Genomic DNA, 16250 nt, shown 5'->3' on the forward strand with positions numbered 1-16250 from the left:
CATGGGTAATGAGCGCCCTTCCAGCCACACGTGGTTGGATGCGAGGGAGAGAGTGTCCGGGGGCACTGGCCAGCCCACAGAACGGAACTGGCAGGCGGGAATCGTGAGGATCTTCGGCAAGGGACGGCACCGGCCCTCCGCCTCCTGGCGGCAGGCCACCGATCGCGCGTTCACGCTGATCGGCGACGGCCGGTACGAGGACGCGGGCGCGCTGCTGACCCGTGCCGCCGATCTCGAGCCCTGGCTGTCGGAGTCCTGGTTCAACCTCGCCCTGCTGCACAAGTTCCGGCACGACTGGGAGCAGGCCCGCACCGCCGGGCTCCGTGCGGTCGCCCTGCTCGACCGGGAGAGCGGCGCCCCCGACTGGTGGAACGTCGGCATCGCCGCCACCGCCCTCCAGGACTGGCCGCTGGCCCGGCGCTCCTGGCAGGCCTACGGGCTGCACGTCCCGGGCGGTCCCACCGCCGCGGGCGAGCCCCTCGGCATGGACCTGGGCAGCGCGGCCGTACGGCTGTCGCCCGAGGGGGAGGCCGAGGTGGTGTGGGGGCGGCGGCTGGACCCCGCGCGCATAGAGGTGCTGTCGATCCCGCTGCCGTCGTCCGGGCGGCGCTGGGGCGAGGTCGTCCTGCACGACGGGGTGCCGCACGGTGAGCGCACCACGTCGGTGGGGCACTCCTACCCCGTCTTCGACGAGATCGAGCTGTGGGCGCCCTCGCCGGTGCCGACCTGGGTGGTCCTGCTGGAGGCGGCCACGGAGGCGGACCGCGACGCGCTGGAGCAGCTGGCCGCCGACGCGGGCTTCGCAGCGGAGGACTGGTCGTCCTCCGTACGGCTGCTGTGCCGGATGTGCTCCGAGTCGCGGATGCCGTCCGACGAGGGCGACGGCGAGCATCTCGACCCGCACGACCACAGTGAGCCGGGTCACCCCGGGCCGCTGGGTCACCGGACCGACGGGCAGCTGTGGGTGCCCGAGCGGGAGTGCGGGGTGGCAGCGCCGGCTTCGCTGGTGAGGGGGCTGCTGGACGGGTGGGTCGCGGACAGCCCGGACTCCCGGGACTGGCGGGACCTCGAAGAGGTCTGCTGAGACCCGAGGCCGGCTCCCTTTAGGCTGTACTCGCAGGTTTGCAGGTTTCTTCAGGTTGCAGGAAGGCATACGTCGGTCATGGCGCAGCAGGACACCGATCAGCAGCACGCGGGAGTGCTCCCCGTGGACGACGAGGGCTTCGTCATCGACACCGAGGAGACGGAGGAGCGCGAGCAGGCCTGGCGTCGGGCCGGCACCGCGCGGCCCATCACCGTCGTGGGGAACCCGGTGCTGCACAAGGAGTGCAAGGACGTCACCGAGTTCGGCGAGGAGCTCCAGCAGCTGATCGCGGACATGTTCGCCTCGCAGCACGCCGCCGAGGGCGTGGGCCTGGCCGCCAACCAGATCGGCGTCGACCTGAAGGTGTTCGTCTACGACTGCCCCGATGACGAGGGCGCCCGGCACACCGGTGTGGTCTGCAACCCGAAGCTGGTCGAGCTGCCCGCGGACAGGCGCCGGCTGGACGACAGCAACGAGGGCTGTCTGTCGGTGCCCACCGCCTACGCGCCGCTGGCCCGGCCCGACTACGCCGAGGTGACCGGCCAGGACGAGAAGGGCAATCCGGTCAAGGTGCGTGGCACGGGCTACTTCGCTCGGTGTTTGCAGCACGAGACGGATCACCTCTACGGGTACCTCTACATCGACCGTCTCTCCAAGCGCGAACGCAAGGACGCCCTGCGGCAGATGGCCGAGAACGAGCCGCGCTACGCCGTGGTCCCCAACGACTGAGTCACCCTCCTTCCCACGACGCCCGACCGCGATCAGCAGCGGCCGGGCGTCGTTCGTCTGTCCGACGCACGTTCGGTCGCTTATGCACATCCGCTGATCCATAACCAGTCACGCGAGGGGGGAATCTCGGCGTGTTGGGGTAGTGAATGGAGCAAATCCGTTCCCAGAACGGTCAGTTGTGGTGCTGAATGGGCAGTGCGGGGATACGCAACGGCGCACGCCCGGCACGGCGGGAGGGGCGTGTGCCAACTGGCGGCTGAGAGGGGTTGTTCGTGCCAGCTTTCCCATACAGCACCACATACCGCACCACATACCGCACCGCGGGGACCGTGACCGCGGTCGCGGTTCCACCGTCGCTCTCTCTCCCGGTCATCGAGGCGGTGTTTCCCCGGCAACTGCATCCGTATTGGCCTCAGTTGCAGGAGAACACGCGCTCGTGGCTGCTCGAAAAGCGGCTCATGCCGGCGGACAAGGTCGCGGAATATGCCGACGGCCTGTGCTACACCGACCTGATGGCGGGTTACTACCTCGGCGCACCTAACGAGGTCATGCAGGCCATCGCCGACTACAGCGCGTGGTTCTTCGTCTGGGACGACCGGCACGACCGCGACGTCGTGCACGGCCGGGCCGCCGCCTGGCGGCAGTTGAGGCGCCGTCTGCACGCGGGGCTCGACTCCCCGGACGAGCACCTGCAGCACGAGGATCCGCTGGTCGCCGGACTCGCGGACAGCGTGGGCCGGCTGTACTCCTTCCTCCCCGAGACGTGGAACGCGCGGTTCGCCCGCCACTTCCACGAGGTGATCGAGGCGTACGACCGGGAATTCCAGAACCGGGTGGAAGGGCGCATCCCGGGCGTCGAGGAGTATCTGGCCCTGCGCCGGCTCACCTTCGCGCACTGGATCTGGACGGATCTGCTGGAACCGAGTGCGGGATGCGAACTCCCGGACACCGTACGGAAACACCCGGCCTATCGGCGCGCGGCTGTGCTGAGTCAGGAATTCGCCGCCTGGTACAACGACCTCTGTTCGCTCCCGAAGGAAATCGCGGGCGACGAGGTGCACAATCTCGGAATCAGTCTCATCACCCATGAGGGACTGACACTGGAAGAGGCGGTCGAGGAAATCAGGCGGCGCGTCGAGGAATGCATATCCGAATTCCTTGTCGTCGAGAAGGACGTCTTACGGCTGGCCGACGGGCTCGCCGACGGTACGGTCCACGGAAAAGAACTCGGCGCCGCCGTACGGACCTGTCTCGCGAACATGCGGAACTGGTTCAGTTCCGTCTACTGGTTCCACCACGAGTCCGGCCGCTACATGGTCGACAGCTGGGACGACCGGTCCACGCCCCCGTACGTCGACAACGAAGCGGCAGGTGAGAAATGACCGTCGAGTCCGTTGAACCCGTGACGCCCGAGGTTTCGGAACTGCGTGAGCCGCCACTGGCCGGTGGCGGGGTTCCGCTTCTCGGCCACGGCTGGAAGCTCGCCCGTGACCCGCTGGCCTTCATGAGCCAGCTGCGCGACCACGGCGACATCGTCCGCATCAAGCTCGGACCGAAGACGGTGTACGCCGTCACCACGCCGGCCCTGACCGGGGCCATGGCCCTCAGCCCCGACTACATCATCGCCGGACCCCTGTGGGAGTCCCTTGAAGGGCTGCTCGGCAAGGAGGGCGTGGCCACCGCCAACGGCCCGCTCCACCGCCGCCAGCGGCGCACCATCCAGCCCGCGTTCCGGCTCGACGCCATCCCCGCCTACGGTCCGATCATGGAGGAGGAGACGCGCGCGCTCGTCGAGCGGTGGAAGGGCGGCGGGACGATCGACTGCACCTCGGAGTCGTTCCGGATAGCGGTGCGGGTGGCGGCCCGCTGTCTGCTGCGCGGGCAGTTCATGGACGAGCGGGCCGAGCGGCTGTGCATCGCGCTCGCCAGTGTGTTCCAAGGTATGTACCACCGGATGGTGGTACCGCTCGGACCGCTCTACAGGCTGCCGCTTCCGGCCAACCGCGAATTCAACCGGGCCCTGGCCGATTTACATCTCCTGGTCGACGAGATCGTCGCCGAACGCCGGGCATCCGGTCAAAAGCCGGACGATTTGCTGACGGCATTGCTGGAAGCGAAGGACGACAATGGCGACCCGATCGGGGAACAGGAGATCCACGACCAGGTCGTCGCGATCCTCACCCCCGGCAGCGAAACCATCGCTTCCACGATCATGTCCCTGCTGCTGGTTCTCGCGGACCACCCGGAACAGGCGGACAAAGTGTGCGCCGAGGTACGGGAGGTCACGGGAGGACGGCCCGTCGCATTCGACGACGTTCGCAAGCTCACGCACACGAACAACGTCGTCGTCGAGGCCATGCGTTTGCGTCCGGCCGTATGGATATTGACGCGGCGGGCGGTCACCGACACCGAACTCGGTGGCTATCGCATTCCGGCCGGGGCCGACATCGTGTACAGCCCGTACGCGATCCAGCGCGACCCGCGGTCCTACGAGCGGCACCTCGAGTTCGACCCCGACCGCTGGCTCCCGGAGCGGTCGAAGGACATCCCGAAGTACGCGATGCGGCCGTTCAGCGTGGGCAACCGGAAGTGCCCGAGCGACCACTTCTCGATGGCCCTGCTCTCGCTGGTCACGGCGGTGCTCGCGGACGGGTTCCGCTTCGAGCAGGTCCCCGGCTCGGTCGACGAGACCCGGGTGGGCATCACGCTGCGTCCGCAACGGCTGCGGCTGAAGCCCGTCCCGCGGTGAGACGGTCCCCGCTGCCGGCGTGCGTTCAGGCGGCCTCCGGGCCCCGGAACGTACGCCGGTAGGCGTTCGGGGTGGTGCCCAGCGCCCGCACGAACTGGTGCCGCAGCGCGCCCGCCGTACCGAAGCCGGTCCGCCACGCGATCGCGTCCACCGTCTCGTCGGACGCCTCCAGCAGATGCTGGGCGAGCAGCACCCGCTGGCGCAGGATCCAGCGGTAGGGCGTCGTGCCGGTCTCCTGCTGGAAGCGGCGGGCGAAGGTGCGCGGCGCCATGTGGGCGCGGGCGGCGAGCTGCTCGACGGTGACCTCCTGGTCGAGGTGCTGCTCCATCCACGCGAGCACCTCGCCCACGGTGTCGCAGGACGAGCGCGGCAGCGGCCGCTGGATGTACTGGGCCTGGCCGCCGTCCCGGTGCGGCGGTACGACCATCCGCCGGGCGATCCCGTTGGCGACCTCGGGTCCCTGCTCCTTGCGTACGAGGTGCAGGCAGGCGTCGATGCCGGCCGCCGTACCGGCCGAGGTGATCACCGGGTCCTCGTCGACGTAGAGGACGTCGGGCTCGACGGTCGTACGCGGGTACTCGCGGGCGAGCTGTTCCGCGTGCCGCCAGTGCACCGCGCAGCGCCGCCCGTCCAGGAGTCCCGCCGCCGCCAGCACGAACGCCCCGGAGCACACGCTCAGCACCCGGGTCCCGCGCTCCACCGCCCGGCGCAGCGCGTCGAGCAGCTCGGGCGGGAACTCCCGGGCCGTGTACGTGTCGCCGGCCGGGACGGTGATCAGGTCGGCGCTCTCCAGCCGTTCGAGCCCGTGTGACGTGCTCACCGTGAAGCCCGCGTGCGGGGTGGACAGGGTCGGCCCCTCGGCCGAGGCGACGGCGAAGTCGTAGACCGGCAGCCCCTCGTCGCTGCGGTCGATGCCGAACACCTCGCAGACGACACCGAGTTCGAAGGGGTGCACGCCGTCGAGGAGGATCGCGGCCACGTTCTTCAGCATGCCGCCAGTGTGCACCTGAAGTGGCAGGAATTTGAAGGTGTACGGCAGTCCTGCCACTGTCAGGAGTGTCGCTCCCGCACGATGCTTACCCCATGAACGCACTCACCGAAGTCCTCACGGTCCTGGTCCTCTTCCTCGTCCTCGCGGGTCCGGCGCTCGTGGGGCTGGCCCACGAACGCCGGATCGACCGCCAACTGCGCGAGGCGCGGACTCAGAAGTCCTCGTCCAGGTCGACGGTGCCCTCCACCGCGACCTGGTACGCCGACGGACGGCGCTCGAAGAAGTTGGTCAGCTCCTGAACACCCTGGAGCTCCATGAACGAGAACGGGTTCTCCGAGCCGTACACCGGGGCGAAACCGAGGCGGCTCAGCCGCTGGTCGGCGACGCACTCCAGGTACTGGCGCATCGAGTCGGTGTTCATGCCCGGCAGGCCGTCCCCGCACAGGTCGCGCGCGAACTGCAGCTCGGCCTCGACGGCCTCCCGCAGCATGTCGGTGACCTGCTCCTGGAGCCGGTCGTCGAACAGCTCCGGCTCCTCCTTGCGGACGGTGTCGACGACCTCGAACGCGAAGGACATGTGCATGGTCTCGTCACGGAACACCCAGTTGGTGCCGGTGGCGAGGCCGTGCAGCAGACCCCGGCTGCGGAACCAGTAGACGTACGCGAAGGCGCCGTAGAAGAACAGGCCCTCGATGCACGCGGCGAAGCAGATCAGGTTGAGCAGGAAACGGCGGCGGTCGGACATCGACTCCAGCCGGTCCAGCTTCTCCACCGAGTCCATCCAGCGGAAGCAGAACTCGGCCTTCTCGCGGATGGAGGGGATGCTCTCGACCGCGTCGAAGGCGGCCGCACGGTCCTCCGGGTCGGGGAGGTAGGTGTCCAGCAGGGTCAGATAGAACTGGACGTGCACGGCCTCCTCGAACAGCTGCCGGCTCAGGTAGAGCCGCGCCTCGGGGGAGTTGATGTGCTTGTACAGCGTCAGTACGAGGTTGTTCGAGACGATCGAGTCGCCCGTCGCGAAGAACGCGACCAGCCTGCCGATCAGGTGCTGCTCGGCGGGCGTCAGCTTCGCGAGGTCGGTGACGTCCGAGTGGAGGTCGACCTCCTCGACGGTCCAGGTGTTCTTGATCGCGTCCCGGTAGCGCTCGTAGAAGTCGGGGTAGCGCATGGGACGCAGGGTCAGCTCGAAGCCCGGGTCGAGCAGGTTCTTGAATACACGGGTGTCGGCACGCAGTGCCGTCGTTGAGGGGTGGTGGTCGGGCGACGGGTGGGCACTCATTACTGGCAGGCCTCGCAGGACTCGGGGTTCTCAAGGGAGCAGGCGACTGCCTCTTCGGGCGCCGGCTGCTGCACGGGAATCGGGGCTTGTGCCTGGGCGGCGCGGGCGATGCGGGTCGCCGGGCGCGAGCGCAGGTAGTACGTCGTCTTCAGGCCCGACTTCCAGGCGTACGCGTACATCGAGGAGAGCTTGCCGATGGTCGGCGTCTCCAGGAACAGATTCAGGGACTGCGCCTGGTCCAGGTAGGGGGTACGCGCGGCGGCCATGTCGATCAGGCCGCGCTGCGGGATCTCCCACGCGGTGCGGTACAGCGCCCGTACGTCCTCGGGGATCCAGGTGAAACCCTGCACCGAGCCGCTCGCCTCGCGCAGCGCCTCGCGGGTGCGGGCGTCCCAGACGCCCAGCTCCTTGAGTTCCCGCACCAGGTAGGAGTTGACCTGGAGGAACTCGCCGGACAGCGTCTCGCGCTTGAACAGGTTGGAGACCTGCGGCTCGATGCACTCGTACACACCGGCGATCGACGCGATGGTGGCGGTCGGCGCGATGGCCAGGAGCAGCGAGTTGCGCATCCCGGTCGCCGCGATCCGCTCGCGCAGCGCCGCCCAGCGCTCCGGCCAGGTGAACTCGACGCCGTAGTGGTCGGGGTGCAGCACGCCACGGGCGGTCCGGGTCTTCTCCCAGGCGGGCAGCGGGCCGTTGCGCTCGGCGAGGTCGGCGGAGGCCTCGTACGCGGCGAGCATGATCCGCTCGGCGATCCGGGTGGAGAGGGCCTTGGCCTCGGGCGAGTCGAAGGGCAGCCGCAGCTTGAAGAAGACGTCCTGGAGGCCCATCGCGCCCAGACCGACCGGACGCCAGCGGGCGTTGGAGCGGCCCGCCTGCTCGGTCGGATAGAAGTTGATGTCGACGACGCGGTCGAGGAAGGTGACGGCGGTGCGGACGGTCTCGTCCAGCCGCTCCCAGTCGATGACCTCGGTGGCCCCGGGGTCGGTGTCGACGAACGCGCCGAGGTTCACCGAACCCAGGTTGCAGACCGCCGTCTCGCCGTCGTCGGTGACCTCCAGGATCTCCGTGCACAGGTTCGAGGAGTGGACCACATGGCCCGGCTCGGCGGTCTGGTTGGCGGTGCGGTTGGCGGCGTCCTTGAAGGTCATCCAGCCGTTGCCGGTCTGCGCGAGGGTGCGCATCATGCGCCCGTACAGATCACGCGCCGGGATGGTCTTCTTCGCCAGTCCCTTGGCCTCCGCCGCGCGGTAGGCCGCGTCGAACTCCGCGCCCCACAGGTCGACCAGCTCGGGTACGTCGGCCGGGGAGAACAGGGACCACTGCCCGTCGGCGTCGACCCGGCGCATGAACTCGTCCGGCACCCAGTGCGCCAGGTTGAGGTTGTGCGTGCGGCGGGCGTCCTCACCGGTGTTGTCACGCAGCTCCAGGAACTCCTCGACGTCGGAGTGCCAGGTCTCCAGGTAGACCGCGGCCGCGCCCTTGCGCCGGCCGCCCTGGTTCACGGCGGCGACCGAGGCGTCCAGGGTCTTCAGGAACGGCACGATGCCGTTGGAGTGCCCGTTGGTGCCGCGGATGAGCGACCCGCGGGAACGGATGCGGCTGTACGACAGACCGATGCCGCCGGCGTGCTTGGAGAGGCGGGCGACCTGGTGGTAGCGGTCGTAGATGGAGTCCAGCTCGTCCAGCGGGGAGTCGAGGAGGTAGCAGGACGACATCTGGGGGTGGCGGGTGCCGGAGTTGAACAGGGTGGGGGAGGACGGCAGGTAGTCCAGGCGGCTCATCAGCGTGTAGAGCGCGGCGACCTCGTCGACGGACCTCGTCGTGTCGTCCTCGGCCAGGCCGCTCGCCACGCGCAGCAGGAAGTGCTGGGGCGTCTCGACGACCTTGCGGGTGATCGGGTGGCGCAGCAGGTAGCGGCTGTGCAGGGTGCGCAGGCCGAAGTAGCCGAAGCGGTCGTCGGCGCCCGTGTCGACCAGCGCATCGAGCCGGGCCGCGTGCAGCCGCACGAACTCGGCGGTGCGGTCGGCGATCAGGCCCTCACGGTGGCCGACGGCGACGGACCCGGTGAAGGAGGTGACGCCCTGGGAGGCGGCCTCCGCGCGGATGCCGACGGTCAACAGCCGGGCGGCCAGCCGGGAGTAGGCGGGATCCTCGGAGATCAGACCGGCGGCCGCCTCCGTGGCCAGCTCGCGCAGCTCCGACTCGTCCGCCCGCGCGGACCGGCCCCGCAGGGCGGCGGCGGCGACCCGGCCGGGGTCGGCGTCGGGAAGGTCGGCGGTCAGCTCGGTCAGCGTCCGCAGCAGTGCGGCTCCGGGACCGTCGGTCTCCAGGGCTGCTGAAACCGGTTCGGCTGGCGCGATGGTCACGTGGGGCTCTCCCTCGCTCGGCGGGGGCCTTGCGGAGGGCAGGGGGCAGCACGCGAGCGCGGGGCGCGTCGCGTCCACCGGCCCATTCCGCGAGGCCCGGACGTCAGGGCACCCGAACCGGACGGACCGGGTGCGCTGCCGGCAGGTGCTCGGACTGACCATGCGTGCGCAAATGCATAGGAACGCACGCAAGTACACCGTTGCGGGACAGTTCCGGATTCGCACCGGATTCCCCTGCGGCGACAGCGAGCTTGAGCATACATCTTGTGCCGGGCTGCCGCGTTACCCCCAGATGTTGTGTCGGGCTGGCTTCGCAGCGTCAACTCATGGGGCAGTTCCGGCCGGAGCGCGCACGACAGCGGGCCGCCGGGGCGATGTGCCTCGGCGGCCCGCTGTGGGCTCGGGTGGGGGATCCCTCCCCCTCGGGCTAGTGCCCCGCGCCCGCCGTGGCCGGGGGCAGTTCCACCTTGACGCCCGGGTCGCCGGCGTCCGCCGTGTAGTCCGACGGGGACGTCTCGTCGACGCCCTCCGGTGCCTTCAGCGCCTTGAGGACGAAGGTCAGCACCACCGTCACCACCACGTTCAGCACGAACGCCGTGAGGCCGATGTAGCCGATCTCACCGATGCCGGGGATCTCCTTCGACGAGCCGCCGAAGTGCTTCTGGGTCGGGGAGGCGACGCCGTACGCGGCGGCCGTGCCGTAGACCATGCCGACCGCCCAGCCGGCCAGCAGCGCCCAGCGGTGGAACCAGCGGGTGAACAGGCCGCCGACCAGGGCCGGGAAGGTCTGGAGGATCCAGATGCCGCCCAGGAGCTGGAAGTTGATGGCGACCGTCTTGTCCATGGTGAGGACGAAGACCAGCGCGCCCACCTTCACCAGGAGCGAGACCAGTTTGGAGACGCGGGTCTCCTCCCTGGGCGTGGCGTCCGGCTTGATGAAGTCCTTGTAGATGTTGCGGGTGAAGAGGTTCGCCGCCGCGATGGACATGATCGCCGCCGGCACCAGCGCGCCGATGCCGATCGCCGCGAAGGCCACGCCCGCGAACCAGTCCGGGAACATGTCCTCGAACAGCTGCGGGATCGCCAACTGGCCGTTGGAGACCTTCACCCCGGCCGCGATCGCCATGAAGCCCAGCAGGGCGAGCAGACCGAGCATGAGGGAGTACAGCGGCAGGATGGTGGTGTTGCGGCGGATCACGTCACGGCTGCGCGAGGACAGCGTCGCGGTGATCGAGTGCGGGTACATGAACAGCGCCAGCGCGGAGCCCAACGCCAGCGTGGCGTACGTCCACTGGCCCGCGTCGCCCGGCACCAGCGCACCGCGCGGCGCGCCCGTCGCCGGGTTGGTCTGCGCGAAGGCGTCGCCCGCCTTGGCGAAGATGTCGTCGAACCCGCCCAGCTTGATGGGGATGTAGATGATCGCCACCGCGATGACGATGTAGATCAGCGTGTCCTTCACGAACGCGATCAGCGCGGGCGCCCGCAGCCCCGAGGAGTAGGTGTACGCCGCGAGCACGCCGAAGGCGATCAGCAGCGGCAGGTCCCTGACGAACCAGTTGGTGTCCTCGCCGCCGCCGACGCCCATCACGTCCAGCACGGCCTGGATGCCGACCAGTTGGAGCGCGATGTACGGCATGGTGGCCAGGATGCCGGTGACGGCCACAGCCAGCGACAGGCCCTTGGAGCCGAACCGGCCGCGCACGAAGTCCGAGGTCGTCACGTACCCGTGCTTGTGCGACACCGACCACAGGCGCGGCAGGAACGTGAAGATCAGTGGGTAGACGAGGATCGTGTACGGCACCGCGAAGAAGCCCGCCGCGCCGGCCGCGTAGATCGCCGCCGGGACCGCCACGAACGTATAGGCCGTGTACAGGTCGCCGCCGAGCAGGAACCAGGTGACCCAGGTGCCGAACGACCGGCCGCCCAGGCCCCATTCGTCGAGGCTGTGCTCGTCGTCGGCCTTGCGCCAGCGGGCGGCCAGGAATCCCATGACGGTGACGGCCAGGAAGAAGAAGATGAAGACGGCGAGTGCCACGCCGTTCACGCCGTCGTTCACTTCGCCGCACCTCCGCCCTGGTGCCTGCGGCCGCGCTGGTCGAACTGCCACAGCTTGTACGCGGTCACCGTGAGCATGGTGGAGAGCAGCACCCACAGCATCTGGTACCAGTAGAAGAACGGGATGCCGATGAACGTGGGGTCGGTCTTCGCGTACGAACCGACCCACAGCATCGCCACGAAGGGCGCGAACAGACAGAGGGCGATGACGACACGCAGGGGCGTCACCACCGGCCCTCTGTTCACTTCTGGGGTTTCTGACATCGGGCGGCTCCGTCCCCTCGCAGATCATGTGCAACGCGCACGAAATGTAGGTGACGGATAAAGGTAAGCGGAAGACCTCGTCCGCATATCGGTCCCGCTGCTAGGTCCACGGGCGGCTTGAGCCGCGCGACGCTGTGCTGTCCCGGGGGGTGACCCCCGGACCCCCAGCCGTCCCGCCGGACCGTACGTCTAGTCCACGGGCGGCTTGAGCCGCGCGACGCTGTGCTGTCCCGGGGGGTGACCCCCGGACCCCCAGCCGTCCCCCCGGACCGTACGTCTAGTCCACGGGCCGCTTCAGCCGCGCGACGAACTTGTATCGGTCGCCCCGGTACACCGACCGTACCCACTCCACCGGGAGGCCGTCCTTGTCCACGGAGTGGCGGGACAGCATCAGCATCGGCAGGCCGACGTCCGTGCCGAGCAGGCCGGCCTCGCGCGGGGTGGCCAGGGAGGTCTCGATGGTCTCCTCGGCCTCGGCGAGGTGGACGCCGTAGACCTCCGCGAGCGCGGTGTAGAGGGACGTGTACTTCACCAGTGACCTGCGCAGGGCCGGGAAGCGCTTGGCCGAGAGGTGGGTGGTCTCGATGGCCATCGGCTCGCCGTTGGCCATGCGTAGCCGCTCGATGCGCAGCACGCGGCCGCCCGTGGTGATGTCGAGCAGCTCGGCGAGGCGGTCGTCGGCCGTGATGTAGCCGATGTCGAGCAGCTGCGAGGTGGGTTCGAGGCCCTGGGCGCGCATGTCCTCGGTGTACGAGGTGAGTTGGAGCGCCTGGGAGACCTTCGGCTTGGCGACGAAGGTGCCCTTGCCCTGGATGCGCTCGAGCCGGCCCTCGACGACCAGCTCCTGGAGCGCCTGGCGCACGGTGGTGCGCGAGGTGTCGAACTCGGCCGCCAGCGTGCGCTCGGGCGGCACCGGGGTGCCGGGCGACTGCGTCTCCGTCATGTCGAGGAGATGCTTCTTCAGGCGGTAGTACTTGGGCACGCGCGCGGTACGGACGGTCGCCCCACCCTCGTTCTCCGCACTGCTGACGTCGGTGCTCATGTCCTGCCTTCCCGGCTCCGGGTGCCGAAGCGACCGACAAACCCGTCGGCCGCGGCTCACATCGTGGCACGGGTTTGTCGGCGGGGTGTCCAGTGCGGTGCCCTCGCGCGCTCCGTGATCTCTTCTGTATACCTCCGGGACCCCCGTTGGTCTAGTCCAGCATCTCGGCCAGGGCCGATTGGTTCAGTCCCCCGAAGGGGGTCGATGCGTCGCCCTTGAATTGAAAAGTCCCTGCATATCGCGGTCCCGTAACGGACGACTCAACCCCGGTTGAACACCCTTGACAGCCCAATTGGTCTGAGCCAAGCTCCGGCTTACTGGTCTACACCATTGGTCCAGGTCCTGGTCCCACGGACGGTACGCGTTGACGCTCGACCGCGGCGGGGAGGCAGGGGGGTTTGTGGCATCCCTGAGGAGGGTTGGCGTGAAGCGCAAGCTGATAGCCGCGATCGGTATCGCGGGCATGATGGTCTCCATCGCGGCGTGCGGGGACGACAAGGACAGCGGTGGCTCGGACAAGGGCACCGACGCCAAGGAACTGACGGTCTGGCTGACCGTCGACGCCCAGAACAACTGGCCCGAGCTGGTCAAGGCCGCGGACGCGGCGGTGCAGAAGAAGCACCCCGGCGTGAAGATCACCCACGAGTACTACGGCTGGCCCGACAAGAACGCCAAACTCGACGCGGTCCTCGCCACCGACAAGGTGCCCGACGTGGTCGAGATGGGCAACACCGAGATGCTCAGCTACATGGTCAAGGGCGCCTTCGCCCCCCTCGACGCCACCAAGTTCGACAACTCCTCCGCCTGGCTGGACGGCCTCAAGGCCTCGGTGACGTACGAGGACAAGACCTACGGCGTGCCGTACTACGCCGGTGGCCGCGTCGGCAACTGGCGCAAGGACCTCTTCGCCTCCGCCGGAGTCAAGGCGGCCCCGAAGACCTACGCGGAGCTGACCGCCGCCCTGGACAAGGTCCAGAAGAAGGAGGGCGACAAGTTCAGCTCCTGGTACCAGCCCACCCGCGACTGGTACGCGGCCATGTCCTTCGTCTACGACGCCGGCGGCTCCATCGCGAAGGAGGAGGGCGGCCAGTGGAAGGGCAACCTGTCCTCCCCCGAGTCCGTCAAGGGCCTCAACGAGTACAAGAACGTCGTCGACAAGTACATGCACGGCGACAAGACCAAGGACGAGTCCGACCGTTACATCGTCTACGGCCAGGGCAAGTCCGGCATGATCTTCGGCGCGGCCTGGGAGGGCGCGACCGCCGAGGCCCCCGAGAACGACAAGAGCGGCAAGCTCAAGGGCAACCTCGAGAACTTCGTGATGCCCGGTCCGTCCGGCAAGAACCTCCCCGTGTTCCTGGGCGGCTCCGACCTCGCCGTCCCGGTCAAGTCGGACGCGCAGGAACTCGCCGCCGAGTGGATCAACGCGTTCACCGGTCCGGCCGGCCAGAAGGGCCTGATGGCCAAGGGCAACCTGCCCAACAACAAGACCGACCTCGCGACCCTGAAGAACGACCCCAAGACGGTCGTACCGGCCACCGCCGCCGAGTCCAACTGGTTCGTCCCGATGGCGCCCGGCTGGGGCCAGGTCGAGAAGGCCCAGGTCCTCCAGACCATGCTCCAGAGCATCGGCACCGGCAAGAAGACCGTCGAGGAGGCCGCCAAGGAGGCGGACGCCGCGATCGACAAGGTCATCAACACCAAGTGACGAGAGGCGGGGCTCCGCTGCGGCGGAGCCCCGCCGTCCGTACGACCGAGAGGGCCCCGGCCTCCGTACCCCCACGGGGCTTCGCCTTCGTACGACCTGAGGGACCGCTGAGGAGCGCGCGATGAGTGCCGCAGACACCACCACCCCTGCCAAGGTGCCGCCGCCGCGGCCGGCACCGCCACCGCCGTCCGTGCCACGGCGGCCTCGCGCCAAGGCGGCCTCCGCCTCCGCCGGCACCCCCTGGCTGCTGCTCGCCCCCTGCCTGCTGATCCTCGTGCTGGTGATGGGCTATCCGCTCGTCCGCCTGGTCACCCTCTCCTTCCAGAAGTTCGGGCAGTCCCAGCTGTGGGGCTTCCAGCCGGCCGAGTCGGTCGGGTTCGACAACTTCACCAACGTGCTGGGCGACAGCGAGTTCTGGTCCGTCGTGCTGCGCACGATCGTCTTCGCGGCCGGCTGCGTCATCTTCACGATGGTCCTCGGCATGCTGATCGCGCTGCTGCTCCAGCGGGTCTCCGGCTGGGTGAAGACGCTCATCAACATCGCGCTGGTGGCCAGCTGGGGCATGCCCATCATCGTGGCCACCACGGTCTTCAAGTGGCTGTTCGACGCCGACTACGGCATCCTCAACGCGGTCCTGAGCAGGCTGCCCGGCGTCGACATGATCGGCCACAACTGGTTCGCGAGCGGGCCGCAGGGCCTGGCCGTGATCATGCTGCTGGTGATCTGGGGAGCCGTCCCGTTCGTGGTGATCACCCTCAGCGCCGGTCTCACCCAGGTTCCCAAGGAACTGGAGGAGGCCGCCCGCCTCGACGGCGCCGGCGCCTGGGGCGTCTTCCGGTACGTCACCCTGCCCATCCTCAAGCCGATCATCGTGATGCTCACGACCCTGTCGGTCATCTGGGACATGGGCGTCTTCCCGCAGGTCTTCGTGATGCGCAACGGCCATCCCGAGGCCGAGTTCCAGCTGCTGACGACGTACTCCTACGACCGCGCCTTCGTCGTCAACGACTACGGCCAGGGCTCGGCGATCGCCCTGATCACCGTGCTGCTGCTGCTCGGTGTGGTCGCCGTGTACATGCGCCAGATGCTGAAGATCGGAGAGGTCGAATGAGCGCCATCGCCACGGCGAGGAGCGGCTCCGGCGGCGGCTCGGGCCGTCGGAAGCCCAAGCTCGGCTGGAACCTCCTCGGCCTCCTCGTGTTCGTCGTCGTCGGCTTCCCCGTCTACTGGATGCTCAACACGGCGTTCAAACCGGCGAAGGACGCCATCGACCCCGACCCGAGCCTGCTGCCCACCGCGCTGACCTTCTCCAACTTCGGCCGCGCGATGGACATCGCCGACTTCTGGGGCCCGGTCGCCCGCAGCCTCGTCGTCTCGCTCGCGGTCGTGCTGATCGGCATCGTCGTCGGCATGCTGGCCGCGCTCGCCATCTCCCGGTTCGCCTTCCGCGGCCGCAAGATCGTGATCGTCGGCATCCTCGCGGTCCAGATGGTCCCGCTGGTCGCCATGATCATCCCGGTCTTCCTGCTCCTGAACGACCTGGGCCAGTACGACCGGCTGACCGGCCTGATCATCACCTACCTGACCTTCATCCTGCCCTTCACGGTGTGGACCCTGCGCGGCTTCATCGTCAACATCCCGAAGGAGCTGGAGGAGGCCGCGATGGTCGACGGCTGCTCCCGCACCGGCGCCTTCATGCGCGTGGTCTTCCCGCTGCTCGCCCCCGGCATGGTCGCCACCTCGGTCTACGGCTTCATCCAGGCCTGGAACGAGTACCTCTACGCCCTGATGCTGCTCAGCCAGAAGAACCAGACCGCGACCGTCTGGCTCGGCAACTTCACCACCAAGCACGGCACCGAGTACGCCCCGATGATGGCCGGCGCCACCCTGATGGCCGTCCCGATCGTCGTGCTGTTCCTCCTCGTCCAGCGCAAGATGGCCGCGGGTCTCACCGCGGGCGCCGTGAAGGGATAACGCCCC

General features: G+C 68.7%; 13 protein-coding genes and 1 riboswitch. Of the genes, 7 read left to right on the top strand and 6 right to left on the bottom strand.

The window, feature by feature from the left end; all coding sequences use genetic code 11:
* Window positions 1-103 precede the first annotated feature (103 nt).
* The 4 genes from ACFWJX_RS35230 (at window position 104) to ACFWJX_RS35245 (ending at window position 4562) form a co-directional block, all read left to right on the top strand.
* Window positions 104-1084 (top strand): hypothetical protein, encoded by a 981-nt coding sequence (locus ACFWJX_RS35230; protein ID WP_319253121.1) that lies wholly within the window; start codon window positions 104-106, stop codon window positions 1082-1084.
* Window positions 1085-1162: 78 nt separating this feature from the next.
* The gene (def, locus tag ACFWJX_RS35235; RefSeq protein ID WP_383250396.1) at window positions 1163-1813 is read left to right on the top strand and encodes a peptide deformylase; all 651 of its coding nucleotides are present in this window, start codon (window positions 1163-1165) and stop codon (window positions 1811-1813) included.
* 272 nt (window positions 1814-2085) lie between these two features.
* Complete coding sequence (gene cyc1 / locus ACFWJX_RS35240; protein WP_383250397.1) at window positions 2086-3195, top strand: epi-isozizaene synthase; 1110 nt, start codon at window positions 2086-2088, stop codon at window positions 3193-3195.
* Window positions 3192-4562, top strand: coding sequence for a cytochrome P450 (locus tag ACFWJX_RS35245; RefSeq protein ID WP_383250398.1), 1371 nt, complete (start codon window positions 3192-3194; stop codon window positions 4560-4562). Before cyc1 ends, ACFWJX_RS35245 begins: the two co-directional genes overlap by 4 nt.
* 25 nt (window positions 4563-4587) lie before the next feature.
* Here ACFWJX_RS35245 and ACFWJX_RS35250 read toward each other — a convergent pair whose 3' ends face one another.
* The 6 genes from ACFWJX_RS35250 to ACFWJX_RS35275 all read right to left on the bottom strand — a co-directional run bounded on the left by ACFWJX_RS35250 (window position 4588) and on the right by ACFWJX_RS35275 (window position 12562).
* Window positions 4588-5553: a GlxA family transcriptional regulator gene (locus ACFWJX_RS35250; RefSeq protein WP_383250399.1), complete on the bottom strand. Its 966-nt coding sequence runs from the start codon at window positions 5551-5553 to the stop codon at window positions 4588-4590.
* Between the two features lie 211 nt (window positions 5554-5764).
* A complete protein-coding gene (locus ACFWJX_RS35255; protein ID WP_383250400.1) occupies window positions 5765-6832 on the bottom strand; it encodes a ribonucleotide-diphosphate reductase subunit beta in 1068 nt (355 codons plus the stop codon).
* The gene (locus ACFWJX_RS35260; RefSeq protein ID WP_383250401.1) at window positions 6832-9201 is read right to left on the bottom strand and encodes a ribonucleoside-diphosphate reductase subunit alpha; all 2370 of its coding nucleotides are present in this window, start codon (window positions 9199-9201) and stop codon (window positions 6832-6834) included. Before ACFWJX_RS35260 ends, ACFWJX_RS35255 begins: the two co-directional genes overlap by 1 nt.
* A 122-nt stretch (window positions 9202-9323) precedes the next feature.
* A riboswitch (cobalamin riboswitch) is annotated at window positions 9324-9490 on the bottom strand.
* A 138-nt stretch (window positions 9491-9628) separates the two neighbouring features.
* Window positions 9629-11257 (bottom strand): monocarboxylate uptake permease MctP, encoded by a 1629-nt coding sequence (gene mctP, locus ACFWJX_RS35265; protein ID WP_383250402.1) that lies wholly within the window; start codon window positions 11255-11257, stop codon window positions 9629-9631.
* Window positions 11254-11520, bottom strand: a complete 267-nt coding sequence (locus ACFWJX_RS35270) for a DUF3311 domain-containing protein (protein WP_383250403.1) — start codon at window positions 11518-11520, stop codon at window positions 11254-11256. Before ACFWJX_RS35270 ends, mctP begins: the two co-directional genes overlap by 4 nt.
* Window positions 11521-11797: 277 nt before the next feature.
* A complete protein-coding gene (locus ACFWJX_RS35275) occupies window positions 11798-12562 on the bottom strand; it encodes a GntR family transcriptional regulator (protein WP_383250404.1) in 765 nt (254 codons plus the stop codon).
* Window positions 12563-12986: 424 nt separating this feature from the next.
* On the opposite strand from ACFWJX_RS35275, the gene ACFWJX_RS35280 reads away from it, so the two are divergent.
* The 3 genes from ACFWJX_RS35280 (at window position 12987) to ACFWJX_RS35290 (ending at window position 16244) form a co-directional block, all read left to right on the top strand.
* Window positions 12987-14270, top strand: coding sequence for an extracellular solute-binding protein (locus ACFWJX_RS35280; RefSeq protein ID WP_383250405.1), 1284 nt, complete (start codon window positions 12987-12989; stop codon window positions 14268-14270).
* 121 nt (window positions 14271-14391) lie between these two features.
* Window positions 14392-15381, top strand: a complete 990-nt coding sequence (locus ACFWJX_RS35285; protein WP_383250406.1) for a carbohydrate ABC transporter permease — start codon at window positions 14392-14394, stop codon at window positions 15379-15381.
* Entirely contained in the window at window positions 15378-16244 is an 867-nt protein-coding gene (locus ACFWJX_RS35290) for a carbohydrate ABC transporter permease (RefSeq protein WP_383250407.1), read from the top strand. Before ACFWJX_RS35285 ends, ACFWJX_RS35290 begins: the two co-directional genes overlap by 4 nt.
* Window positions 16245-16250: the final 6 nt, after the last annotated feature.

It is taken from the genome of Streptomyces sp. NPDC058335 (assembly GCF_042723915.1).
Taxonomy (GTDB): domain Bacteria; phylum Actinomycetota; class Actinomycetes; order Streptomycetales; family Streptomycetaceae; genus Streptomyces.